A 23,490-nucleotide genomic window follows, 5' to 3' on the forward strand; every position below is an offset into this window, starting at 1 on the left:
CCCGTCCACGACTCCCTACCCGGAGGTGCCGACCGTGCCGAAAACCTTTGTCCAATCCACCGACGACGTCGTCTCGTTCCTCAAGGATCAGCACAACCTGATCAAGGACATGTTCGACGACGTGCTCTACGCGACCGATCCGAAGGCGCGGGAGAAGGCGTTCACCGAACTGCGTCAGCTGCTCGCCGTGCACGAGACCGCCGAGGAGATGGTCGTGCATCCCCGCATCCGCCGCGAGGTCGACGAGGGCGGCGAGATCGCCGATGCGCTGCTGCACGAGGAGCACACCGCCAAGGAGCAGCTGGCCGCGCTGGAGGATCTCGACATCGCCTCCGACGAGTTCATCGAGGAGATCACCAAGTTCCGCGAGGTCGTGCTGGCCCACGCCGAGCACGAGGAGATCGACGAGTTCACCAAGCTGGCCCGCGAGGTCGACGCCGAGGATCTCAAACGGATGGCCGGTGCGGTGCAGGCGGCCGAGGCGATCGCCCCGACGCGGCCGCATCCCGGTGTGGAATCGGCGACGCTGAACTTCGCCGTCGGCCCGTTCGCGTCCATGCTGGACCGCGCCCGCGACGCGATCGCCGCCGCCCTGCGCTGATTCCGCGCCTGATTCGTCGATTTTCGACGCGACACACCGGCGACGGAACACCAGTCACAGGCGTAACACCAGGCACACTGGTCACTAACAACTACGCCTGGAGGGTGTCGCCGTGTACCGAGTGTTCGAAGCTCTCGATGAGTTGGGTGCGATCGTCGAAGAAGCGCGCGGCGTGCCGATGACGGCCGGATGCGTGGTGCCGCGCGGCGACGTCCTGGAGTTGATCGACGACATCAAGGACGCGATCCCGGGTGAGCTCGACGACGCCCAGGACGTGCTGGACGCGCGCGACACGCTGCTGCGCGAGGCCAAGGACCACGCCGAGTCGACCGTGTCCACGGCCAACGCCGAGGCCGACTCGATGGTCAACCACGCCAGGGCCGAGGCCGACCGGCTGCTGGCCGATGCGAAGGCCCAGGCCGACCGCATGGTCGCCGAGGCGCGCCAGCACAGCGAGCGGATGGTCGGTGAAGCCCGCGAAGAGGCCGCGCGCATCGCCGCGACGGCGAAACGGGAGTACGAGGCCAGCACCGGACGCGCCAAGTCCGAGGCCGACCGCTTGATCGAGAGCGGCAACCTGGCCTACGAGAAGGCCGTCCAGGAGGGCATCAAGGAACAGCAGCGCCTGGTGTCGCAGACCGAGGTCGTCGCGACCGCGACGGCCGAGGCCACCCGCATGATCGACTCGGCGCACGCCGAGGCCGACCGGCTGCGCGGCGAATGCGACATCTACGTCGACAGCAAGCTCGCCGAGTTCGAGGACTTCCTCAACGGCACGCTGCGGTCGGTCGGGCGGGGCCGTCACCAGCTGCGGACCTCGGCCGGCACCCACGACTACGCCGCGCGGTAAACCACTCGCGGAGCTGACCGTACGATACGGACATGGCGACGCACGTTAGCGCGGCGGCGCACCGCTCGTCACGGTCGCCGCTCGTGATCGACATCTCTCGGCTCGGCCGGCGACCCGGCTCGATGATCACCGTGGACACCACCGTGCCGAGCCCTCTGCGGATCGGCGTCGAACTGATCGCCGTCGAAGAGGGCGCACCATTGACGATGGACCTACGGCTGGAGTCGGTGTCCGAAGGCGTGCTCGTCACCGGGACGGTGTCGGCCCCGACTTCGGGGGAGTGCGCACGCTGCCTCAAACCGATCACCGGCGAGGTCGAGATCGACCTCACCGAGCTGTTCGCCTACCCGGACAGCGCCACCGACGAGACCACCGAGGCCGACGAGGTTCCCCGGGTCGGCCATTACCGTGGTGCCGAGACCATCGACCTCGAGCAGACGGTGATCGACGCGATCGGGCTGGTGCTGCCGTTCTCACCGGTGTGCGGCCCGGATTGCCAGGGGCTGTGCCCCGACTGCGGGATCGCCCTGGCGGACGCCGAACCCGGGCACCATCACGAGAAGATCGACCCACGCTGGGCCAAATTGGCCGATTTCCGCGACGGCGGCGAGGACGACAAGTGACGACAGACCGGGCGCCCCTGCTCAAAGCGCTGGGGATCGACCTGTCCGAGGATCTGCTGACCATCGCGCTGACCCACCGCAGCTACTCCTACGAGAACGGCGGCGTGCCGACCAACGAACGGCTGGAGTTCCTCGGCGATTCGGTGCTCGGCCTGACGATCACCGAAGAGCTCTACCACCGTCACCCCGACCGCTCCGAGGGCGATCTGGCCAAGCTGCGGGCGAGCATCGTCAACACCCAGGCCCTGGCCGATGTCGGCCGCAACCTGTCCCCGGACGGGCTCGGCGCCTACCTGCTGCTCGGCAAGGGCGAGGAGAACTCCGGCGGGGCGGACAAGTCCAGCATCCTCGCCGACGGTGTCGAATCCCTGCTCGGCGCAATCTATCTCGAACACGGCGGGCCCGCGGCGCGCGAAGTCATCCTGCGTCTGTTCGCCGACCTGCTGGACACCGCGCCGACGCTGGGGGCCGGGCTGGACTGGAAGAGCAGCCTGCAGGAGCTGACCGCGTCGCTGGGGCTGGGTGCGCCGTCCTATCAGGTCACCTCGACCGGACCCGATCACGACAAGGAATTCACCGCCGTCGTGGTGGTCGGCGAGAAGGTCTACGGCACGGGCGTCGGCCGCACCAAGAAGGAAGGCGAACTCAAGGCCGCCTCGGCCGCCTGGAACGCGCTGAAGTCCGCGCACCCGGATGCCTGAACTCCCCGAGGTCGAGGTCGTCCGCCGGGGCTTGGCCGCCCACGTCGTCGGCAGGACGATCACCGCGGTGCGGGTGCACCACCCACGGGCGGTGCGCCGGCACGAGGCGGGCCCTGCCGATCTGACGGCCCGGCTGCTCGACATGACGATCACCGGGACCGGGCGGCGGGGGAAGTATCTGTGGCTCACCGTCGGGGACGCGGCCGATGAATCCGGTGCCGCGGTCGTCGTGCACCTCGGGATGAGTGGGCAGATGCTGCTCGGCGGCGTGCCGAACGAGAACCATCTGCGCATCGCGGTGCTGCTCGACGACGGTACGACGCTGAGCTTCGTCGACCAGCGGACCTTCGGCGGGTGGATGGTCGCCGATCTGGTGACCGTCGACGGCACCGATGTGCCCGTACCCGTCGCGCATATCGCCCGTGACCCGCTGGATCCGCTGTTCGACCGCGACGCCGTCGTGAAAGTGTTGCGCGGCAAGCATTCCGAGATCAAAAGGCAGCTGCTCGACCAGACCGTGGTGTCCGGGATCGGCAACATCTACGCCGACGAGGCGCTGTGGCGGGCGAAGGTCAACGGCGCCCGGCTGGCCTCGAAGCTGACGAGACCGAAGCTGGCCGAACTGCTCGATGCCGCGGCCGCGGTGATGACCGATGCGCTCGGGCAGGGCGGCACGTCGTTCGACTCGCTGTATGTCAACGTCAACGGCGAGTCCGGGTACTTCGACCGCTCGCTGGACGCGTACGGCCGCGAGGGTGAGCCGTGCCGGCGCTGCGGGGCGATCATGCGGCGCGACAAGTTCATGAACCGCTCGTCGTTCTACTGCCCGCGCTGCCAACCCCGCCCCCGGGGCTGATCGCCCGCCCGGCTTCGCCGAACTGGGATTCCTGGCTGTGATCGGCGCCGAAACCACGACCGGGAATCCCAGTTCGGCGGGGCGCCGCGGCCAACGCTGTAGAAATAGGGCGTGACCGAACTGTGGGTGGAGCGCACCGGGGTGCGTCGCTATACGGGGCGCAGCTCGCGCGGCGCCGAAGTGCTGGTGGGCTCGGAGGACGTCGAGGGCGTCTTCACACCGGGTGAGCTGCTGAAGATCGCACTGGCCGCGTGCAGCGGGATGGCCAGCGATCAGCCGCTGCGCCGGCGCCTCGGCGACGACTACGACACCACGATCCGGGTGTCCGGGCCGCCCGACCGTGAGCACGAGGTCTACCCGCTGCTCGAAGAGGTGCTGGAGGCCGACCTGTCGGCGCTGTCCGACGACGAGAAGGCCCGGCTGCTCACCGTCGTCGAGCGGGCGATCGACCAGGTGTGCACAGTGGGACGCACGTTGAAGCAGGGCACCAAAGTGACATTTGAGGTGAAAGACCTTGGGGGAAAGTGACATCCGCCTGACCGCCTGGGTGCACGGCCACGTGCAGGGCGTCGGTTTCCGCTGGTGGACGCGGTCGCGGGCGCTCGAACTGGGCCTGACCGGCTATGCGGCCAACAAACCCGACGGCCGCGTCCAGGTGGTCGCGCAGGGCCCGCGGGAGGCGTGTGAACGCCTTCTCGCGCTGCTCACCGGCGGTGACACGCCCGGTCACGTCGACAAGGTGATCTCCGACTGGTCCGAACCGTCCGACGCGCTCTCGGGCTTCACCGAGCGCTGAGCCCCGCGGCGGTAGGGTAACGCGTCATGCATCTGAAGAGTCTGACGCTGAAGGGCTTCAAGTCCTTCGCCTCGCCGACGACTCTGCGCTTCGAGCCGGGCATCACGTGCGTCGTGGGCCCGAACGGGTCGGGGAAATCCAACGTCGTCGACGCGCTGACCTGGGTGATGGGCGAACAGGGTGCCAAGACCCTGCGCGGCGGCAAGATGGAGGACGTCATCTTCGCCGGGACGTCCTCGCGGGCCCCGCTGGGCCGCGCCGAGGTGACGCTGACCATCGACAACTCCGACAACGCGCTGCCGATCGAGTACTCCGAGGTGTCCATCACCCGCCGGATGTTCCGCGACGGCGCCGGTGAGTACGAAATCAACGGCAGCCGTTGTCGTTTGGCCGATGTCCAGGAGCTGCTCAGCGACTCCGGCATCGGCCGCGAGATGCACGTGATCGTCGGCCAGGGCAAGCTGTCGGAGATCCTGGAATCTCGGCCCGAGGACCGGCGTGCGTTCATCGAGGAGGCCGCAGGCGTCCTCAAACACCGGAAGCGCAAAGAGAAGGCCGTCCGCAAGCTCGACTCGATGGCCGCCAACCTGGCCCGACTGACCGACCTGACCACCGAGCTGCGCCGCCAGCTCAAACCGCTGGGCCGCCAGGCCGAGATGGCCAGGCGCGCCCAGACCATCCAGGCCGACCTGCGGGACGCCCGGTTGCGGCTGGCGGCCGACGACCTGGTCACCCGCAAGGCCGAGTTCGACAACACCAACCACGCCGAGACGACGCTGCGCAGGGAACACGAGGAGCTCACTGAGCGGCTGGAGATCAGGGCCGCCGAACTCGACGAGCACGAGCGCGCGGTCGGCGAGCTCAGCGAGCGCGCCGATGCGGCCCAGCAGCGCTGGTTCCGGCTCTCGGCGCTGGCCGAACGCGTCGGCGCGACGGTGCGGATCGCCACCGAGCGTGCCCAGCACCTCGACGCCGAGCCGGATTTCTCGGCCGGACCCGATCCCGACGAGCTCGAAGCGCAGGCCGACGCGGTCGCCGAGCAGGAAGAGCAGCTGCTCGAAGAGCTCGCCGAATCCCAGGCACGGCTGGAGTCCGCGCGTGCCGAGCTCTCCGAACGCGAGCAGGTCGCCGCGGAGGCCGAACGCGCGCACATGGCCGCGGCCCGCGCCGAGGCCGACCGGCGCGAGGGGCTGGCCCGGCTGTCCGGTCAGGTCGACACGATGCGCACCCGCGTCGAGTCCGCCGACGAGACGCTGGCCCGGCTGACCGCGGGCATCGACGACGCCGCGGCCCGCGCGCAGCAGACCCAGGCCGAGTTCGAGACCGTGCAGGGCCGGGTGGCCGAGCTCGACGCCGGCGAGGTCGGGCTCGACGAGCAGCACGACCGCAGCGTGACCGCGCTGCGACTGGCCGACGAGCGCGTCGCCGAACTGCAGGCCGCGGAGCGCGCCGCCGAGCGGCAGGTCGCGTCGCTGCAGGCCCGCATCGATGCCCTGTCGGTGGGCCTGGACCGCCGCGACGGTGCCGCGTGGCTGCAGCAGAACCACAGTGGCGCAGGACTATTGGGCTCCATCGCGAACCTGGTGAAGGTGCGGCCCGGCCACGAGGCGGCGATCGCCGCGGTGCTGGGGGCGGCCGCCGATGCGCTGGCCGCCGAGGACTCGACCGCGGCCCGCGCCGCCGTCGCCGCGCTCAAGGAATCCGACGGTGGCCGCGCGGCGCTGGTACTCGGCGACTGGCCGGCCCAGGAGCCGGTGGCCGGACAGCTCCCCGCCGGTGCGGCGTGGGCGGTGGAACTGGCCGAGCCCGCCGCCCGGGTACACGGCGCGGTGACAGCGATGCTCGCGGGCGTCGCGGTGGTCGCCGACCTGGCTGCTGCGCTGGATCTCGTTGCGGCGCAACCTCATCTGCGTGCCGTGACCGCTGACGGCGACTTGGTCGGCGCCGGCTGGGTCAGCGGCGGGTCCGACCGCAAACCCAGCACGCTGGAGATCCAGTCCGAGGTCGACAAGGCCCGCGCCGAGCTCACCCGCGCCGAACGCCAGGTCGGCGAACTGTCCGCGGCGCTGTCCGGCGCACTGGACGAACAGGCCGCCCGTCAGGACGCCGCCGAACAGGCGCTGGCCGCACTCAACGAATCCGATGCCGCGATCTCGTCGATCTACGAGCAGCTGGGCCGCCTCGGTCAGGATGCGCGCGCGGCCGACGACGAATGGCAGCGACTGATCCGGCAGCGCGACGAGATGGAGGCCGCGCGCAACCGCACGGTCGCCGAGCTCGCCGAGCTCGAACAGCGGCTGCATCTGGCCCAGCAGGAGCCGATGTTCGACGTCGAGGTCGTCGACCGTTCGGAGTCGACGGCCGCCGCCGAGGCCGCGCGGGCCGCGGAGGTGGAAGCACGGCTGGCGGTGCGCACCGCCGAGGAACGCGCCAATGCCGTTCGCGGACGGGCAGATTCGCTGCGCCGCGCCGCTGTGGCCGAACGGGAGGCGCGGGCCAGGGCGCTGCGCGCCCGGGAGGCGCGGGTACACGCCGCCGCGGTCGCCGCCGCCGTCGCCGACGCCGGTCGGCTGGTCGCCCAGCGCCTTGCGGCGGCGGTCGAGGTCGCATCGCGGGTGCGCGACGAGGTCGCCGCCGAGCGGCAGGTCCGCGCCGGTGCGCTGACGAAGACACGCGAAGAGGTCAACGAACTGACCACGCGGATCACCGCGCTGACCGACGCGCTGCACCGTGACGAGGTGGCCAAAGCGCAAGCGGCCCTTCGTATCGAGCAGCTCGAAGAACAGGTGCTCGAGCAGTTCGGCATGGCGGCCGACGACCTGGTCGCCGAATACGGTCCCGACGTCGCGTTGCCGCCGTCGGAGCTGGAGATGGCCGAGTACGAGCAGGCCAAGGAGCGCGGCGAGCATGTCACCGCACCGGCGCCGATGCCGTATGACCGGCCGACCCAGGAACGCCGGGCCAAGCGCGCGGAGAAGGAGCTCAAGGAACTCGGCCGGGTGAATCCGCTTGCGCTGGAAGAGTTCGCCGCGCTGGAAGAGCGCTACAACTTCCTGTCGACCCAGCTCGAGGACGTCAAGGCCGCCCGCAAGGATCTGCTCGACGTGATCGCCGACGTCGACACCCGGATCCTGCAGGTGTTCACCGAGGCCTACATGGACGTGGAGCGCGAGTTCACCCAGGTGTTCTCCACGCTGTTCCCCGGCGGTGAGGGCCGGCTGCTGCTGACCAACCCCGCCGACATGCTGACCACGGGCATCGAGGTCGAGGCCCGTCCGCCGGGCAAGAAGATCAAGCGGCTCTCCCTGCTCTCGGGCGGCGAGAAGTCGCTGACCGCGGTGGCCATGCTGGTCGCGATCTTCCGGGCCCGCCCCTCTCCGTTCTACGTGATGGACGAGGTCGAGGCGGCGCTCGACGATGTGAACCTGCGCCGGTTGATCAGCCTGTTCGAGCAGCTGCGGGAACGCTCCCAGCTGATCGTGATCACCCATCAGAAGCCGACGATGGAGGTCGCCGACGCGCTGTACGGCGTCACCATGCAGGGCGACGGCATCACCACGGTGATCTCGCAGCGGATGCGGGGTCAGGAACTGGTCGCCAGCTCGTCCTGACGGCTCTCAGCCGAGCTCGGTGACGCCGCGCTCGCGCAGCGCGGCCAGGTCGGCGGCGCCGGACCCGTGCAGGCATACGAGCAGCTCGTCGATGAACCGTTCCAGCCAATCCACCACCGCGTCAACGGATTCCACGGCAGGGGCGAGCAGCGGCCGGGCGACCGCGACCACCTCGGCGCCCATCGCGAGGGCCTTCGCGGCGTCCATCCCGGTGCGGATGCCGCCCGAGGCGACCAGCGGGACACCGGGCAGTACCCGGCGCACCTCGGTCAGCGCCTGCGCGGTCGGGATGCCCCACTCGGCGAGCGCCGGGTAGCGCACCTCGCCGTAGCGCACGAACTGTTCGATGCGCGCCCATGACGTCCCGCCCGCACCGGCGACGTCGACGGCCGCGACGGGGCAGTCGACGAGTTGGGCGGCGGCGGCCGCACCGATGCCGTGGCCGACCTCTTTGAGCATGACCGGATACCCGATCGATTCGACCACCCCGCGCAGCCGGGCCATCGACCCCGAGAAGTCGGTGTCACCGTGGTGCTGCATCGCCTCCTGCAGCGGGTTGGTGTGCACGGCGAGCCCGTTGGCGCCGACGCGGTCCAGCACCGCCGCCAGCGCCGGCAGCATCGTCGGCTGCACCTGGGCCAGCCCGATGTTGCCGATCACCAGGATGTCGGGCGCGACCCCGCGCACGTCGAAGCTCTTCGCCGCGACCGCATCGTCGATCATCACCCGCTGTGACCCCAGCATCATCCCGACGCCGAGCCGCTGCGCAGCCGCCGCGAGGTTGCGGTTGATGGTCCCCGACAGTTCGGCGCCGCCGGTCATCGCGCCGATCAGCACCGGTGCGCGAAGTCGGGCGCCGAAGAACTCGGTGCCGAGGTCGACGGTGCCGAGGTCGGTCTGGGTCAGCGCGTTGTAGGGCAGCTGGTAGCGCTCCAGCCCGGTCGTCACGGTCTGGTAGTCGACGGGCTCGGTCAGGCAGACGTCGATGTGGCGGCGCTTGCGATGCTGCAGGGCTGATGCGGGGTCGGGCGTCACCGGTTATGTCCCCTGAGACAATGGCACGGTGAGTGAAGGTCTCTGGATCGCGATCGCGGTCATCGCCGTTCTGCTGGTAGTCGCGCTCGTCGTCGGTCTGGTGCGGTACCGCCGCCGCCAGATCAAGCTGTCGGCTCCAGACACTGCCACTCCCGTCGATCGGTCGGGCGGCTATACCGCCTCGTCAAGTATCACGTTCTCGCAGTCGGCTCCGCCTGAAGCCACGCCCAAAGCCCCGCCCAAGGCGCCGGCGCCGCCGAAGGCGCCCGAACGGATCGACACCACCGGCTTACCCGCCGTCGGCGATGATGCCACCATTCCGCGCGATGCGCCGAAACGTCCGATCGCCGACGTCAGGCTCCCCGAGCCCCCTGTCGAGGACCGCACTCCGGCGCCGCCCGTCGAGCGCCCGGCCCCGCCCGCCGAGCCGACGCCCGAGCCCGAGCCCGAGCCCGCACTCGAACCCGAGCCAGAGCCCGAACCCGTCGCCGCGGCGCCCGCGGCCCCCGACCTGGACAGCATCGCCCCGACCGAGGGGCGCCTGGACCGGCTGCGCGGCCGGCTGGCCAAATCCCAGAACACCCTCGGGCGCAGCATGCTGGGCCTCATCGGCGGGGGCGACCTCGACGAGGATTCCTGGGAGGAGGTCGAGGACACGCTGCTGATCGCCGACCTCGGCCCCGTCGTCACCGAATCGGTGATCGCCGCGCTGCGCGAGAAGATGGCCAGCAGCCGGGTGCGCACCGAAGCCGATGCCCGCGCCGTGCTGCGTGAGGTGCTGATCTCCGAGCTGCATCCCGACCTCGACCGCTCGATCAGGGCGCTGCCGCACGCCGACAAGCCGTCGGTACTGCTGGTGGTCGGCGTCAACGGCACCGGCAAGACGACCACCGTCGGCAAGCTCGCCCGCGTACTCGTCGCCGACGGGCGGCGGGTGGTGCTCGGCGCGGCGGACACCTTCCGCGCCGCGGCGGCCGATCAGTTGCAGTCGTGGGCCTCGCGCGTCGGCGCGCAGGTGGTGCGTGGACCCGAGGGCGCCGACCCCGCGTCGGTGGCGTTCGACGCGGTCGACAAGGGCATCGCCGACGGCGCCGACGTCGTGGTCATCGACACCGCGGGCCGGCTGCACACCAAGACCGGCCTGATGGACGAACTCGGCAAGGTCAAGCGGGTCGTCGCCAAGCGCGCCGAAGTCGACGAGGTGCTGCTGGTGCTGGACGCGACGATCGGGCAGAACAGCCTGCCGCAGGCCCGGGTGTTCGCCGACGCGGTGCACATCACCGGCGTGGTTCTGACGAAGCTGGACGGGACGGCCAAGGGCGGCATCGTGTTCCGCGTCCAACAGGAACTCGGGGTGCCCGTCAAGCTGGTCGGGCTCGGTGAGGGCCCCGACGATCTGGCGCCGTTCGAGCCCGCCGCGTTCGTCGACGCATTGCTCGGCTGAGGCCCGAATCGCGGTGAACGGCACGGTGTTTTTGCTGGTCGGCGACGGCGAAACACGAGCGTAACGACATCCGCGTGTCCGTTCACACCGGCGAAACACAACAGAATCACAGGTGAAACGCTCGCAAAAGAGTCTCTTCGGGAGGCCGATCATGATCGGCCGCCATCCCAAGGAGGTTCACACAAAGTGCTTTTAGCCTTGCCAGACGAAGCGTTTCTGCCGTTCGGGCCTGACGGCCTGAGCGCAGGAGATACGGCGTGGGTGCTCACGTCGGCGGCGCTGGTGTTGCTCATGACACCGGGCCTGGCGTTCTTCTACGGTGGTTTGTCCCGTCAGAAGTCCGTCCTCAACATGATGATGATGTCGTTCGGCACGATGGGTGTCGTCAGCGTCATCTACGTGCTCTGGGGTTACTCGATGTCGTTCGCCTCCGGTCACACCGGTGAGAGCGACTTCTTCGGAGTCTTCGACAACCCGTTCTCGCTGTTCGGTCTCAGTCAACTGACCGAGGTCCGCGAGATCGACGGGGTCGACACCTTCGTCTCCGGCGGGTTCGGCACGGTGCCGGCCATCGTCTGGGTGGCCTTCCAGCTGACCTTCGCGGTCATCACCGTCGCGCTGATCAGCGGCGCGGTGGCCGAGCGCATGAAGTTCGGCACCTGGCTGGTGTTCGGCGGCATCTGGGTCACGCTGGTGTACTTCCCCCTGGCACACATGGTTTGGGGCGGCGGCCTGCTGTCGGGTTCCGAGAGTGGAATCGCGGCAAAGATTTTCGGTGTCGACGATGAGGGTGTGGCGAACGTGTCGCCGATCGACTTCGCCGGTGGCACCGTGGTCCACATCAACGCCGGTATGGCGGCGCTGGTGCTGGCGATCCTGCTCGGCAAGCGCGCCGGCTTCGGCAAGACCCCGTACCGCCCGCACAACATCCCGTTCGTGATGCTGGGTGCTGCGCTGCTGTGGTTCGGCTGGTTCGGCTTCAACGTCGGCTCCGAGGGCGCCGCGGACATGCTCGCCGGCTCGGTGTGGGTCAACACCACCGCCGCGACGGCCGCCGCGATGCTCGGCTGGCTTCTGGTGGAGCGCATCCGCGACGGTCACGCCACCAGCGTCGGTGCCGCCTCCGGTATCGTCGCCGGCCTGGTCGCGATCACCCCGGCCTGCGGGTCGCTGAGTGCGATCGGCTCGTTGATCCTCGGTGCGGTCGCGGGTGTGCTGTCCGCGCTTGCCATCGCGCTGAAGTACAAGTTCGGTTACGACGATTCGCTCGACGTCGTCGGCGTGCACCTGGTCGCCGGTCTGTGGGGCACCGTGGGCATCGGCTTCCTGGCTCTGGAGACCGGTCTGTTCTACGGCGGCGGCTTCCAGCAGTTGGTGGTCCAGATCGTCATCGCGGTGGTTGCCGTAGTGTTCACCGCAGTCATGACCGCCATCATCGCCTTCATCGTCAAGCCTCTGGGTTGGCGAGTGTCCAAGGAGGACGAGGACACTGGCATCGATGAGACCGAACACGCCGAAACGGCTTACGAGCTCGCCTGACCGGCGACAATTTCATCGGAAGGGATCAACTACATGAAGCTGATAACCGCGATCGTCAAGCCGTTCACGCTCGAAGATGTCAAGACCGGTCTGGAGCAGTCGGGCATCCTGGGAATGACCGTCAGTGAGGTCCAGGGCTACGGCAGGCAGAAGGGTCACACCGAGGTCTACCGCGGCGCGGAGTACTCGGTCGACTTCGTGCCGAAGGTGCGTGTCGAGGTCGTCGTGGACGATGCCGCCGTCGACAAGGTGGTGGACGTCATCGTCCAGGCAGCCCGCACCGGCAAGATCGGTGACGGCAAGGTCTGGGTGAGCCCGGTCGAGACCGTGGTCCGGGTGCGCACCGGTGAACGTGGGGCAGACGCCCTTTGATCCGTATCGAGGAATGAGAGGTCGTCTCCCGGCGGTTGCGTCGTGTGAGTACTGGATCGTCAAGTGCCGGGAGGACAACTCATGAAGGATTCGACATCGAAGCCCGCCGCCGGCGCTTCCCGTTGGGAGCGTCCGGCGGCGGTGTCTTCCCGCCCTGCAACCGATCTCGTGGCCGCTGCCGAACAGCTGCTGTCCGGCAGTGGTCGCCAGCTCGACTCCGCCGCGCTGCGTGACGCGCTGCTCGATCTGCACGACTTCTGGCTCACCACCAAGGCCGCCGAGATCGGGATCACCGCGACCAGCGGTTTCGCGATCGTCGCGACCGGAGGCCTCGGCCGAGGTGAGCTGCTGCCGTACTCCGATCTCGACCTGATGCTGTTGCACGACAACATGCCTGCCGACGTCGTCAGTGAGGTCGCCGAGCTCTTGTGGTATCCGTTGTGGGACGCCAACATTCGCCTCGACCACAGTGTGCGCACGGTGCCCGAGGCGCTGCGGGTGGCGGGCGAGGACATCTCCGCCGGGTTGGCCATGCTGGAGGCCAGGCACATCGCGGGCGACGCCGACCTGTCGTCATTGCTGATCGGCGGTGCGCGCAGGCAGTGGCGCACCGGGATCGCCTCGCGCTTCGACGAACTCGTCGAGCACACCAAGGCGCGCTGGGAGCGCAGCGGCCAGATCGCCCACCGCGCCGAACCGGATCTCAAGTGCGGCAGGGGAGGGCTGCGCGACGTCCAGCTGCTCAACGCGCTCGCGATCGCCCAGCTCGCCGACGTGTACCCGAGCCGTTCGCTGGCCTCGCCGACCGAGACGCTCGGGGAGGCGAACCTCGCGCTGCTCAACGTTCGCACCGAACTGCACCGGGTGGCCGGCCGCGGACGGGAACTGCTGCTGGCCCAGCACGCCGACGAGATCGGGTCGTCGCTGCGTATCGGTGACCGCTTCGACCTCGCCCGCACCCTGTCCGATGCGGCGCGCACCGTCAGCTACTACGTCGACGCCGGAATCCGCACGGCGGCAAACGCTTTACCGCGCCGGGGGCTGGCCGCCCTGCGCCGGCCGGTGCGGCGCCCGCTCGACGAAGGCGTCATCGAATTCAACGGCGAGGTGATCCTGGCCCGCGACGCCCGCCCCGAACGCGACCCCGGGCTGATCCTGCGGGTGGCCGCGGCGTCGGCCACCACCGGGTTGCCGATCGCGGGATCCACGCTCAGCCGTCTTGTCGAGGCCGCCCCCGAACTGCGCACCCCGTGGCCCCGGCAGGCGCTCAAGGATCTGCTCGTGATGCTCGCGGCCGGGCCGTCGGCGGTCGGCACCATCGAGGCGCTCGATCGCACCGGGTTGTGGGGCCGGCTGTTCCCGGAATGGGGCGCGGTACGTGACCTGCCGCCCCGCGACGTCGTGCACATCTGGACCGTCGACCGCCACCTGGTCGAGACCGTTTCCCGGGCAAGCGCTTTCACCACCCGGGTGTCGCGCCCCGATCTGCTTCTGCTCGGTGCTCTGGTGCACGACATCGGCAAGGGGCGCGGTGGCGACCACAGCGTCATCGGTGCCGAACTGGCCCACCAGATCGGCAGCCGGCTCGGCCTGTGGCCTTCGGACATCAAGATCCTCGCCCAGGTGGTGCGCCACCACCTGTTGCTGCCGCACACCGCCACCCGTCGCGATCTGCAGGATCCCGACACCATCGCCGCGGTCGCCGAGGCGCTCGACGGTGATCTCGTGGTGCTCGAGCTGCTGCACGTGCTCGCCGAGGCCGACTCGCTGGCCACCGGTCCCGGGGTGTGGGGCGACTGGAAGGCCTCGCTGATCGGCGAACTGGTGCGGCGCTGCCGGCTGGTGATGGCCGGTGAGCCGCTTCCGCATCCCGATCCCGTCGACCCCCGGTTCATCGCGCTGGCGGGCGAGGTGGGCGTGCACGTCGAGCTGACACCGGCCGACACCGCGCACATCTACCAGGTCACGATGATCGCGCCGGACCGCCGCGGTGTGCTGTCCAAGGCCGCCGGGGTGCTGGCGCTGAACTCGCTGCGGGTGTACTCCGCGTCGGTGAACGGCCATGAGGGTTCGGCGATCAACAGTTTCGTGGTGGCACCGCATTTCGGCTCGCCGCCCGCGGCCGAACTGCTGCGCCAGCAGCTGATCCTGGCCATCGACGGTGAACTCGACGTGATGGCCGCACTCGAGAAGAAGGAAGCCGAGAGCATCGCGCTGGGGCGCGCCGGTGAGATCAAGGCCGCCGTCCCGATCAACCCGCCGACCGCGCCGCCGAAAGTGCTGTGGCACGAGGGATCCAACCCCGGCCAGCTCGTCGCCGAGATCCGGGCCACCGACCGGACCGGACTGCTCGCGGTGCTGACCCGGGTCTTCGAACGGTCCGGGGTGGACATCGCCTGGGCCAAGGTCACCACGATGGGGTCCTCGGTGATCGACGCGTTCGGGATCGAGCTGCCCGCCCATGACGAGGGTGCGGAGGACGGCATCCGGCAGAGGCTCGAACGCGAACTGTTCGCGGTGTTGCCCGCCCCGCCCGCGCCGAAGCAGGTTCACGACGAGGCCAGCTGACCGGTGCTCTTCACCTGTGCGGGGGACCGGCGCGGCGCCGCCACCAGCGGCACCGACGCGGCGACGCCGGCCCGCGGACCGGCGCTGGCCGAACGCGCCCGCCGACCCACGATAGGCTGGCCGCGTGTTTGAATCCCTGTCCGATCGGTTGACCGGTGCCCTGTCGGGCCTGCGGGGCAAGGGTCGGCTGACCGACGCCGACATCGATGCCACCGCGCGTGAGATCCGGCTGGCGCTGCTTGAGGCCGACGTCTCGCTGCCCGTCGTCCGCGCGTTCATCTCGCGCATCAAGGATCGCGCCAAGGGTGCCGAGGTGTCGGCAGCGCTGAACCCGGCGCAGCAGGTCGTCAAGATCGTCAACGAGGAGCTCGTCGCGATCCTCGGCGGTGAGACCCGTCAGCTCGCGTTCGCACGGAACCCACCGACGGTCATCATGCTCGCCGGCCTGCAGGGATCCGGTAAGACGACGCTTGCCGGCAAGCTCGCGAAATGGCTGAAGGCGCAGGGCCACACCCCGCTGTTGGTCGCGTGTGACCTGCAGCGCCCGGGCGCGGTCAACCAGCTCCAGATCGTCGGCGAACGCGCAGGCGTGCACGTCTTCGCCCCGCACCCGGGCGTCTCGCCGGACGGCGCGACCATCGAGCAGATGACCGCGGGCGACCCGGTCGCCGTGGCCGCGGCCGGTCTCGCGGAGGCCAAGAACAAGCTCTACGACGTGGTGATCGTCGACACCGCCGGTCGCCTCGGCATCGACGAGGAGCTGATGGCGCAGGCCGCGGCGATCCGCGACGCGGTCAACCCCGACGAGGTGCTGTTCGTCCTCGACGCGATGATCGGCCAGGACGCGGTCACCACCGCCGACGCGTTCCGTGAGGGCGTCGGGTTCACCGGTGTCGTGCTGACCAAGCTCGACGGCGACGCCCGCGGTGGCGCCGCGCTGTCGGTGCGCGAGGTCACCGGCCAGCCGATCCTGTTCGCGTCGGCGGGGGAGAAGCTGGAGGACTTCGACGTCTTCCACCCCGACCGGATGGCCAGCCGCATCCTGGGCATGGGCGATGTGCTCACCCTCATCGAGCAGGCCGAGCAGGTCTTCGACGCCGAACAGGCGGAGGCGACCGCGGCCAAGATCGGCAGCGGCGAGCTCACACTCGAGGACTTCCTCGAGCAGATGCTCGCGATCCGCAAAATGGGTCCGATCGGCAACCTGCTCGGCATGCTTCCCGGCGCCGGCCAGATGAAGGACGCGCTGGCCGCCGTCGACGACAGCCAGCTCGACCGCGTGCAGGCGATCATCCGCGGCATGACCCCGCAGGAGCGCGCGGATCCGAAGATCATCAACGCGTCGCGCCGGCTGCGCATCGCCAACGGCTCGGGTGTGACGGTCGCCGAGGTCAACCAGCTCGTCGACCGGTTCTTCGAGGCCCGCAAGATGATGTCGCAGATGGCCGGCCAGATGGGGATGCCGTTCGGCCGGAAAAACTCTCGCAAGGCGGCCAAGGGCAAGAACAAGCAAAAGGGCAAGAAGGGGAAGGGCCCGACGCAGCCGAAGACCCGCAGCCCGTTCGGCCCCGGCATGCCCGGTATGCCGGCCGGCTTCCCTGATCTGTCCAATATGCCCAAGGGCCTCGACGAGCTGCCGCCCGGCCTCGCCGACATCGACCTGTCGAAGCTGAAGTTCCCGAAGAACTAGCGATGACGGCGCGTCTGCATGTTCGCGGCCGCGGCCTGCCGGACGGCGAACCCGTCGACTGGTGGATCGTCGACGGGCGGCTGTCCGCCGAACCGGTCGCCGATGCCGAGACGGTGTTCGGTGCGGACACCGATGACGGCTGGGTGCTGCCCGGCCTGGTCGACGCGCACTGCCACGTCGGTCTGGGCGCACACGGGGAGATCCCGCTGGACGAGGCGGCCACGCAGGCCGAGACGGACCGCGACGCCGGTGCGCTGTTGCTGCGCGACGCCGGATCGCCGACCGACACCCGCAGCTTCGACGACCGCGCCGACCTGCCGCGCATCATCCGGGCGGGCCGCCATCTGGCCCGCCCGAAGCGGTACTCGCGCGGTTTCGCCGCCGAACTCGAGGACCCGTGGCAGTTGCCCGACGCCGTCGCACAGCAGGCCCGCTGGGGCGACGGCTGGGTGAAGCTGGTCGGGGACTGGATCGACCGCGACACCGGCGACCTGGCGCCGCTGTGGCCGGACGACGTGCTGGAGGCGGCCATCGACGCGGCCCACGCCAACGGCGCCCGGGTGACCGCGCACGTGTTCAGCGAGGACGCGTTGCCCGGTCTGATCACCGCGGGCATCGACTGCATCGAGCACGGCACCGGGCTGACCGAGGACACCATCGACCTGATGGTCGAACACGGAACGGCGCTGGTCCCGACACTGATCAACATCGAGAACTTTCCCGGAATCGCCGACGGGGCAGACCGCTTCCCGGCCTACCAGAAGCACATGCGCGCGCTGTACGAGAGCTGCCCGGCCCGGATCGGGGCGGCGCGCGAAGCCGGTGTGCCGATCTTCGCGGGCACCGATGCGGGCAGTGCCGTCGCACACGGCCGGATCGCCGACGAGGTCGAGGCGCTCAAGGGCATCGGTATGACGCCCACCGAGGCGCTCGGCGCGGCGTGCTGGGATGCCCGCGAGTGGCTGCGGCGCCCCGCGCTGCGGCACGGTGCGTCAGCGGATCTGGTGTGCTTCGCCGACGATCCGCGGTCCGGTCCCGAGGTGCTGGCCCACCCGACCGTGGTGATCCTGCGCGGCATCGTCCATTAGTCGGCCAGGTCTACCAGCCGGCAGGTTTCAGCCCCGCCGCTACGGCTGGCTGAAGCCGTAGTCCAGCAAGCGGATTGCCTGTCCGTAGAGATCGCCGGTGCCGTACATCTGCACCACGACGAGGCGACGGTTGCCGCGCTGGGCGGCCCCCACGTAGGTCTTGCGAGCCAGATTGGTGAAGCCCGTCTTGCCGCCGAGGTCCCCGGGGTAGCGGGACAACAACTCGTTCTGGTTGTGCAGCGTCTTGCCGGGGAACGGCGCGGTCGGTGAGCGCATGATCTGGGCGATCAGCGGATACTTCAGCGCCGCCCGCATGATCACCGCGAGGTCGTGCGGCGTGGTCACCGATTCCCAGCCCGGCCCGTCGAGCCCGGACGGCGACGACGCCTTGGTGCTGCGCGCGCCGACGAGCGCGGCCTTGCGGTTCATCTTCGCCACGGCCATCTGCTGCCCGCCGAGCATGTCGCCCAGCATGTTCGCCGCGTCGTTACCCGACACCATCAGGATCGCGGAGAGCAGTTGGGTGGTTGTGTAGGCCTGGCCGGGTTTGAGCCCCACGCAGGAACATTCGACCCGGGTGTGCGATTCGTTGGCCCTGGCGAAGTTGTCGGGTCGCAGGTGGTCGAGCACCGTCATCGCCAGCAGCACCTTGATCGTGCTGGCCGGGGCGTAGGTGCCGTACGGGTCGCGGCTGGCGAGCACCCGGCCGGTGTCCAGGTCGGCGACCAGCCACGCCTTCGCCGGTCCGTCCGGAATCGGTTGGGCGGCAGCGGGTTCCACGGGCTGGCCGGGCTGGGCATTCGCCGGTGCGGCCGACATCGACGCGGGCAGCAGCGCACTCAGGGCGAGCGCCAGCCCCGCGAGTCGTATTCGCACGAGGGCCGACGCTAGTCGCGCCAGGACTCGGCCAGGTCTCCGTCAGATATCGACTTCGAGCGAATTCGGCGTGTCGACCGACGCTCAGAGCGGGCTGATCCCTGGGTTGGGTCCCAGCGCGAAACCCCAGTCCAGCAGCGCCGACGCCTGATCCCAGTACGTCGGGCCGCCTTCGGTGACCAGGCCGTACATCATCGCGACCACGAGATGTCTGCCGCCCCGCTCGGCGCCGGCGACGAACGTCTTGCGCGCCAGATCGGTGTAGCCGGTCTTGCCGCCGAACGTGCCGGGGTAGCGGTGCAGCATCTCGTCCTGATTCACCAGCACCCGATCCCCGGTTCGGGTCGGGAACACCGCCGTGGGCTGCGCGGTGATCTGCGCGAACACCGGATAGCCCATCGCCGCGCGGAACAGCACCGCGAGATCGTGTGGGGTGGACCAGATGTCGATGCCCGGACCGTCGATCCCGGACGGCGAGCCGGCCCGGGTGTTGTGGGCGCCCACCGCCGCGGCCTTGGCGTTCATCTTCGCCACCGCGACGTCGCGCCCTCCGAGCATGGTGGCCAGGGTGTTGGCGGCGTCGTTGCCCGACACCAGCAGCAACCCCTCCAACAGCTGGCGGGTGGTGTAGGTCAGGCCGGGGGCGACGCCCGCGCAGTTGCACTCGACCTTCGTGTCGGCGTCGTTCGCGACGATCGTCGCGTCCAGCGGCAGTTCGTCGAGCGCCACCATCGCGAGCAGGATCTTGATCGTGCTCGCCGGCGCATAGCGGCCGTGCTCGTTACGGGCGGCCAGCACCGTGCCGGTGTCCATGTCGGCGACGATCCACGCCTGCGCGGGCCCGTCGGGTGCGGGCACCGAGCCGGTGGGTTGCACGACGCCGGGCACCGGCACGGCGGTCGCCGCCGGGCCGGTGAGGAATCCGCCGGCGAGCAGGCACAGCGCGGTGCCCAGGCACGCGAGAAGCCGTGTCATGTCGGGTGAGCCTATCGGCGGGGATGATCGTGTTCAATCGATGTCATGCTCAGCCTCGAAGAGATCTCCGACCGGCTGGAGATCCAGCAACTGCTGATCGACTATTCGACGGCGATCGACGGTAAGCGGTTCGACGACCTCGATGCGGTGTTCACCCCGGACGCCTACATCGACTACCGCGTCAGCGGCGGCGTCGACGGCCGGTTCCCGGAGGTCAAGGCGTGGCTGAAAGAGGTGCTCCCGAACTTCCCGGCGTACTACCACATGCTCGGCAACGTCGACGTGCGCATCGGCGCCGACGGGAACACCGCGACGTCACGGGCGATCTGCTTCAACCCGATGGTGATGGGTGGCGATGCCGGGCAGATCTATTTCGTCGGGATCTGGTACGTCGACGAGTTCGTCCGCACCGAGGCGGGCTGGCGGATGAGTAAGCGGGTCGAGGAGAAGGCGTTCGACAAGCTGGTGTGACTACCGCACCGCCCGCCCGGCCAACCGGCCCGCGGCGCGTTTGATGCGATCCGACAGATACAGCGAGAACGCCACGTTGAAGATGTCCTCGCGCAGCCGGGTCAACGTGGACTCGGTGATCAGCCAGCGTCCGTCGCGCTTCTGGTAGGTCTCGCGGTAGTGCCCGTAGCCGCGCAGGTTCAGGCCGGGCGCCAGGCGCACGACGTCCTCGAGCGCCCAGATCCCGTCCGCGGTGGTCGCCGACGTCAGGGTGATCTCCGGCGCGTGCACCTGATGCACCGTGGCGTTGTTGCGCAGGCTGCGCCGGGTGAACGCGACGAAGTCGTCGGCGCCGACGATGACCTTGCCGCCCGCCTGCGAGGTGTCGCTGCGGAAGTCGTCGCTGAACAACGTCCGCCACGCCTCCCAGTCCTTGGTGTCGAGATAGCGGCAGTAGCGCGCCTTGAGCTGTTTGATCGCCTCGATCTCGTGCGCCTCCACCGCGGTGTCCGTCATCGGTGAAGCGTGACATCCGACGCATGGACTGTAAAGCGTCCGACGGTCGTGCCGTGCTCGCGGCGCCCGGAGTTCACCTCGATGGTGTAGAGCTGTCGTCGACATGGCCGATATCACCGCCCCGCCCTCCGAAGCCCAGCTCAAGGAGATTCTGCGGGCCCTCGACAACCTCGACCTACCGGCAGTGACCGCCTTGCTGCGACCGCTGTCGTCGATCCAGATCGTCGACGTGCTGGAACGCCTCGACCGTCAGGACCGGGCGGTGCTCTACCGCGTCCTGCCCAAGGACCAGGCGCTGGAGGTCTTCGAGATCCTCGCCCCCAGCCTGCAGGGCGACCTCGTCGGCGCGTTGCAGGACGACGCCGTCGCCGCGCTGTTCGCCGACCTGGATCCCGACGACCGGGTGGAACTCCTCGACGAGTTGCCCGCGACAGTGGCCGGGCGGCTGATGCGTGGCCTGCCGCCCGGCGAACGCGAGCTGACCGCTGCGGTGCTGGGCTATCCGCAGCGCTCGATCGGACGTCGGATGAGTCCGGAGTTCGTGTCGGTACGCCCGGCGATGACGACGGCCGAGGCGCTCACCCGGGTCACCGCCGGCTTGGACGACGCCGAGACCATCTACACGCTGCCGGTGGTCGACGACGAACGCGTGCTGATCGGGGTGGTCAGCCTGCGGCGGCTCCTCGCCGCCGCGCCGGGCACGACGATCGCCGAGGTGATGCGCCCGCCGCACTGGGCGCGCGCCACCGAAGACGCGGAGAAGGCTGCCCGGCGGTGCGCCGATCTGAGGATGCTGGCACTTCCGGTCGTCGACAATGAGACGCGGCTGGTCGGCATCCTCACCGTCGACGACGCACTGCAGATCCTGGAAACCGCCGAGTCCGAGGACCAGGCGCGCATCAGCGGCACCGAACCGCTGCGCCGGCCCTACCTGACCGCGCCGGTGGCCGACCTCGTCCGGTCACGCGTCGTCTGGCTGCTGGTGCTCGCGATCGGTGCCACGCTGACGGTGCAGGTGCTCGAAGTCTTCGAGGCGACGCTGGCCGAGGTGGTGACCTTGGCGTTGTTCGTCCCGCTGCTGATCGGCACGGGTGGCAACACTGGAAACCAGGCCGCGACGACCGTCACCCGTGCACTGGCGCTCGGCGACGTGGGGCCCCGGGATCTGGGCAGAGTGCTGTTCCGCGAACTGAGGGTCGGGCTGTCGCTGGGTCTGCTGCTCGGCGGCCTGGCGTTCGCGGTGACCAGCCTGGTGTACGACCGCTCCATCGGCATCGTGATCGGGTTGACCCTGGTGAGCCTGTGCACGATGGCCGCGACGGTCGGCGGCGCGATGCCGTTGATCGCCCGGGCGATCCGCGTCGATCCCGCGGTGTTCTCGAACCCGTTCATCTCCACGTTCGTCGACGCGACCGGGCTGCTGATCTACTTCCTGATCGCCAAGGCCGTGCTGGGGATCTAGCGCGATTTCCGCGGCACGTGCGTGTTCTGGCACAATGGGCGGCTGTCTGCCGCAGGACTCCGGCTCTGCGTCGGTCACACGCGTAAGGCAAAACCGGGTCCCGGCATCCCGCCGGAGATCGCTCGAATTGCAAACGCGGCAATCACAGGAGAGAACGCTCAACCATGGCTGTCAAGATCAAGCTCGCCCGCTTCGGCAAGATCCGCAATCCCCAGTACCGCATCGCCGTCGCCGATGCGCGCAACCGCCGCGACGGTCGCGCCATCGAGGTCATCGGCCGGTACCACCCGAAGGAAGAGCCGAGCGTCATCGAGATCGACTCCGAGCGCGCACAGTACTGGCTGGGCGTCGGCGCCCAGCCCACCGAGCCCGTGCTGCAGCTGCTGAAGATCACCGGTGACTGGCAGAAGTTCAAGGGCCTGCCCGGCGCCGAGGGCACCCTGAAGGTCAAGGAGCCCAAGCCTTCCAAGCTGGATCTGTTCAACGCCGCGCTCGCCGAGGCCGAGGGTGGCCCCTCGACCGAGGCCACCACGGCCAAGAAGAAGAAGGCCCCGGCCAAGAAGGAAGAGGCTCCTGCCGAGCAGGCTGCCGACGCTCCGGCTGAGGCCGCCGCCGAGTCCGACGCTCCCGCTGCCGAATGAGCTCGGTCGTCGTCGACGCCGTGGAGCACTTGGTCCGCGGAATCGTCGACAATCCTGACGACGTCCGCGTCGACATGGTGACCAACCGCCGCGGCCGCACCGTCGAGGTGCACGTCCACCCCGACGACCTGGGCAAGGTCATCGGGCGCGGTGGCCGCACCGCGACCGCGCTGCGCACCCTCGTCGCCGGTATCGGCGGGCGGGGGATCCGCGTCGACGTGGTGGACACCGACCAATAGCGGATCCGAGGCCGGCCTGATGGATCTCGTCGTCGGGCGAGTCGCCAAAGCACACGGCGTCACCGGAGAACTGTCCGTCGAGGTTCGCACCGACGATCCCGGCGGACGGTTCGTTGCCGGCGCCACGCTGCGCGCACGTGCGCCGCGCGGCGGCTCCGACCGCAATGTCTCCGACCGCAATGTCGTCGTGGAATCCGTTCGCCCGCACGGCGATCGGCTGCTGCTGCGGCTGGAGGGTGTCGGTAGCCGCGATGCCGCCGAGGCGCTGCGGGGGACCCTTTTCCTCGTCGACTCCGGCAGTCTGCCGCCGATCGAGGATCCCGACGAGTTCTACGACCACCAGCTCGAAGGGCTCAAGGTCGTCACGACCGCGGGGCACGACGTCGGCACCGTCGCCGAGGTGTTGCACACCGCCGCAGGCGAACTGCTCGCCGTCCGCGACGCGGACAACGCCGAGGTGCTGGTGCCGTTCGTGTCGGCGATCGTGGTGTCGGTGTCGCTGCAGGACCAGCTCGTGACCATCGACCCGCCCGAGGGTCTTCTCGAGCTGGGCTGAC

Annotated in this window: 23 protein-coding genes; 19 read left to right on the plus strand and 4 right to left on the minus strand. The window is 69.5% G+C overall.

The window, feature by feature from the left end; genetic code table 11:
• The first annotated feature begins 34 nt into the window (after positions 1–34).
• From BST38_RS02125 to smc, 8 genes are all read left to right on the plus strand, one after another.
• Positions 35–601: a hemerythrin domain-containing protein gene (locus BST38_RS02125; RefSeq protein WP_083141696.1), complete on the plus strand. Its 567-nt coding sequence runs from the start codon at positions 35–37 to the stop codon at positions 599–601.
• Between the two features lie 112 nt (positions 602–713).
• Positions 714–1,451, plus strand: a complete 738-nt coding sequence (gene sepIVA / locus BST38_RS02130; RefSeq protein WP_083141559.1) for a cell division protein SepIVA — start codon at positions 714–716, stop codon at positions 1,449–1,451.
• Positions 1,452–1,483: 32 nt separating this feature from the next.
• The gene (locus BST38_RS02135) at positions 1,484–2,074 is read left to right on the plus strand and encodes a YceD family protein (protein WP_083141560.1); all 591 of its coding nucleotides are present in this window, start codon (positions 1,484–1,486) and stop codon (positions 2,072–2,074) included.
• Entirely contained in the window at positions 2,071–2,775 is a 705-nt protein-coding gene (gene rnc / locus BST38_RS02140; RefSeq protein ID WP_083141561.1) for a ribonuclease III, read from the plus strand. Before BST38_RS02135 ends, rnc begins: the two co-directional genes overlap by 4 nt.
• The gene (gene mutM / locus BST38_RS02145; RefSeq protein WP_083141562.1) at positions 2,768–3,631 is read left to right on the plus strand and encodes a bifunctional DNA-formamidopyrimidine glycosylase/DNA-(apurinic or apyrimidinic site) lyase; all 864 of its coding nucleotides are present in this window, start codon (positions 2,768–2,770) and stop codon (positions 3,629–3,631) included. Before rnc ends, mutM begins: the two co-directional genes overlap by 8 nt.
• A 111-nt stretch (positions 3,632–3,742) precedes the next feature.
• On the plus strand, positions 3,743–4,159 hold the full coding sequence (locus tag BST38_RS02150; RefSeq protein WP_083141563.1) for an OsmC family protein: 417 nt from the start codon (positions 3,743–3,745) through the stop codon (positions 4,157–4,159).
• On the plus strand, positions 4,146–4,427 hold the full coding sequence (locus BST38_RS02155) for an acylphosphatase (protein ID WP_083141564.1): 282 nt from the start codon (positions 4,146–4,148) through the stop codon (positions 4,425–4,427). The genes BST38_RS02150 and BST38_RS02155 overlap by 14 nt, the downstream gene beginning before the upstream one ends.
• Before the next feature lie 26 nt (positions 4,428–4,453).
• The gene (smc, locus tag BST38_RS02160; protein ID WP_083141565.1) at positions 4,454–8,038 is read left to right on the plus strand and encodes a chromosome segregation protein SMC; all 3,585 of its coding nucleotides are present in this window, start codon (positions 4,454–4,456) and stop codon (positions 8,036–8,038) included.
• 6 nt (positions 8,039–8,044) lie between these two features.
• Here the strand turns inward: smc and fni are convergent, their stop codons facing one another.
• Positions 8,045–9,073: a type 2 isopentenyl-diphosphate Delta-isomerase gene (fni, locus tag BST38_RS02165; protein WP_083141566.1), complete on the minus strand. Its 1,029-nt coding sequence runs from the start codon at positions 9,071–9,073 to the stop codon at positions 8,045–8,047.
• Between the two features lie 28 nt (positions 9,074–9,101).
• Between fni and ftsY the strand changes: the two genes are divergently transcribed.
• From ftsY to BST38_RS02195, 6 genes are all read left to right on the plus strand, one after another.
• On the plus strand, positions 9,102–10,517 hold the full coding sequence (gene ftsY / locus BST38_RS02170; protein ID WP_083141567.1) for a signal recognition particle-docking protein FtsY: 1,416 nt from the start codon (positions 9,102–9,104) through the stop codon (positions 10,515–10,517).
• A 186-nt stretch (positions 10,518–10,703) separates the two neighbouring features.
• Positions 10,704–12,056: an ammonium transporter gene (locus tag BST38_RS02175; RefSeq protein ID WP_083141568.1), complete on the plus strand. Its 1,353-nt coding sequence runs from the start codon at positions 10,704–10,706 to the stop codon at positions 12,054–12,056.
• A gap of 33 nt (positions 12,057–12,089) precedes the next feature.
• Positions 12,090–12,428: a P-II family nitrogen regulator gene (locus tag BST38_RS02180; RefSeq protein WP_083141569.1), complete on the plus strand. Its 339-nt coding sequence runs from the start codon at positions 12,090–12,092 to the stop codon at positions 12,426–12,428.
• Between the two features lie 81 nt (positions 12,429–12,509).
• Positions 12,510–14,996, plus strand: coding sequence for a [protein-PII] uridylyltransferase (locus BST38_RS02185; RefSeq protein WP_083141570.1), 2,487 nt, complete (start codon positions 12,510–12,512; stop codon positions 14,994–14,996).
• Between the two features lie 124 nt (positions 14,997–15,120).
• On the plus strand, positions 15,121–16,686 hold the full coding sequence (gene ffh, locus BST38_RS02190) for a signal recognition particle protein (RefSeq protein ID WP_083141571.1): 1,566 nt from the start codon (positions 15,121–15,123) through the stop codon (positions 16,684–16,686).
• 2 nt (positions 16,687–16,688) lie between these two features.
• A complete protein-coding gene (locus tag BST38_RS02195; protein ID WP_083141572.1) occupies positions 16,689–17,774 on the plus strand; it encodes a metal-dependent hydrolase family protein in 1,086 nt (361 codons plus the stop codon).
• Positions 17,775–17,813: 39 nt separating this feature from the next.
• Here the strand turns inward: BST38_RS02195 and BST38_RS02200 are convergent, their stop codons facing one another.
• Both BST38_RS02200 and BST38_RS02205 read right to left on the minus strand, forming a co-directional pair.
• Positions 17,814–18,593, minus strand: coding sequence for a D-alanyl-D-alanine carboxypeptidase (locus BST38_RS02200; protein WP_420872569.1), 780 nt, complete (start codon positions 18,591–18,593; stop codon positions 17,814–17,816).
• Between the two features lie 141 nt (positions 18,594–18,734).
• The gene (locus BST38_RS02205) at positions 18,735–19,625 is read right to left on the minus strand and encodes a D-alanyl-D-alanine carboxypeptidase family protein (protein ID WP_083141574.1); all 891 of its coding nucleotides are present in this window, start codon (positions 19,623–19,625) and stop codon (positions 18,735–18,737) included.
• A gap of 45 nt (positions 19,626–19,670) precedes the next feature.
• Between BST38_RS02205 and BST38_RS02210 the strand changes: the two genes are divergently transcribed.
• Positions 19,671–20,096: a nuclear transport factor 2 family protein gene (locus BST38_RS02210; RefSeq protein WP_083141575.1), complete on the plus strand. Its 426-nt coding sequence runs from the start codon at positions 19,671–19,673 to the stop codon at positions 20,094–20,096.
• Here the strand turns inward: BST38_RS02210 and BST38_RS02215 are convergent, their stop codons facing one another.
• Positions 20,097–20,591: a nuclear transport factor 2 family protein gene (locus BST38_RS02215; RefSeq protein ID WP_083141576.1), complete on the minus strand. Its 495-nt coding sequence runs from the start codon at positions 20,589–20,591 to the stop codon at positions 20,097–20,099. It abuts the gene before it with no gap.
• A 103-nt stretch (positions 20,592–20,694) separates the two neighbouring features.
• Here BST38_RS02215 and mgtE point away from each other — a divergent pair, with 103 nt between their 5' ends.
• The 4 genes from mgtE (at position 20,695) to rimM (ending at position 23,489) form a co-directional block, all read left to right on the plus strand.
• Complete coding sequence (gene mgtE, locus BST38_RS02220) at positions 20,695–22,053, plus strand: magnesium transporter (RefSeq protein ID WP_083141577.1); 1,359 nt, start codon at positions 20,695–20,697, stop codon at positions 22,051–22,053.
• A 164-nt stretch (positions 22,054–22,217) separates the two neighbouring features.
• Positions 22,218–22,694 carry a 30S ribosomal protein S16 gene (gene rpsP, locus BST38_RS02225; protein ID WP_083141578.1) on the plus strand — a complete coding sequence of 159 codons (477 nt, stop codon included), beginning with the start codon at positions 22,218–22,220 and terminating at the stop codon, positions 22,692–22,694.
• Positions 22,691–22,933: an RNA-binding protein gene (locus BST38_RS02230; RefSeq protein ID WP_003928628.1), complete on the plus strand. Its 243-nt coding sequence runs from the start codon at positions 22,691–22,693 to the stop codon at positions 22,931–22,933. The genes rpsP and BST38_RS02230 overlap by 4 nt, the downstream gene beginning before the upstream one ends.
• Positions 22,934–22,952: 19 nt before the next feature.
• Positions 22,953–23,489: a ribosome maturation factor RimM gene (gene rimM / locus BST38_RS02235; RefSeq protein WP_083141579.1), complete on the plus strand. Its 537-nt coding sequence runs from the start codon at positions 22,953–22,955 to the stop codon at positions 23,487–23,489.
• Position 23,490: the final 1 nt, after the last annotated feature.

Origin of the sequence: Mycolicibacterium parafortuitum (genome assembly GCF_002086815.1) — a bacterium.
GTDB classification, from domain to species: domain Bacteria; phylum Actinomycetota; class Actinomycetes; order Mycobacteriales; family Mycobacteriaceae; genus Mycobacterium; species Mycobacterium parafortuitum.

Coding starts and splice junctions, on each gene's coding strand:
- BST38_RS02135 (WP_083141560.1), top strand. CDS start 1,484: ATGGCGACGCACGTTAGCGCGGCGGCGCACCGCTCGTCACGGTCGCCG.
- mutM (WP_083141562.1), top strand. CDS start 2,768: ATGCCTGAACTCCCCGAGGTCGAGGTCGTCCGCCGGGGCTTGGCCGCC.
- smc (WP_083141565.1), top strand. CDS start 4,454: ATGCATCTGAAGAGTCTGACGCTGAAGGGCTTCAAGTCCTTCGCCTCG.
- BST38_RS02180 (WP_083141569.1), top strand. CDS start 12,090: ATGAAGCTGATAACCGCGATCGTCAAGCCGTTCACGCTCGAAGATGTC.
- BST38_RS02185 (WP_083141570.1), top strand. CDS start 12,510: ATGAAGGATTCGACATCGAAGCCCGCCGCCGGCGCTTCCCGTTGGGAG.
- BST38_RS02195 (WP_083141572.1), top strand. CDS start 16,689: ATGACGGCGCGTCTGCATGTTCGCGGCCGCGGCCTGCCGGACGGCGAA.
- BST38_RS02200 (WP_420872569.1), bottom strand. CDS start 18,593: ATGTCGGCCGCACCGGCGAATGCCCAGCCCGGCCAGCCCGTGGAACCC.
- BST38_RS02205 (WP_083141574.1), bottom strand. CDS start 19,625: ATGACACGGCTTCTCGCGTGCCTGGGCACCGCGCTGTGCCTGCTCGCC.
- BST38_RS02210 (WP_083141575.1), top strand. CDS start 19,671: ATGCTCAGCCTCGAAGAGATCTCCGACCGGCTGGAGATCCAGCAACTG.
- BST38_RS02215 (WP_083141576.1), bottom strand. CDS start 20,591: ATGACGGACACCGCGGTGGAGGCGCACGAGATCGAGGCGATCAAACAG.
- mgtE (WP_083141577.1), top strand. CDS start 20,695: ATGGCCGATATCACCGCCCCGCCCTCCGAAGCCCAGCTCAAGGAGATT.
- rpsP (WP_083141578.1), top strand. CDS start 22,218: ATGGCTGTCAAGATCAAGCTCGCCCGCTTCGGCAAGATCCGCAATCCC.
- BST38_RS02230 (WP_003928628.1), top strand. CDS start 22,691: ATGAGCTCGGTCGTCGTCGACGCCGTGGAGCACTTGGTCCGCGGAATC.
- rimM (WP_083141579.1), top strand. CDS start 22,953: ATGGATCTCGTCGTCGGGCGAGTCGCCAAAGCACACGGCGTCACCGGA.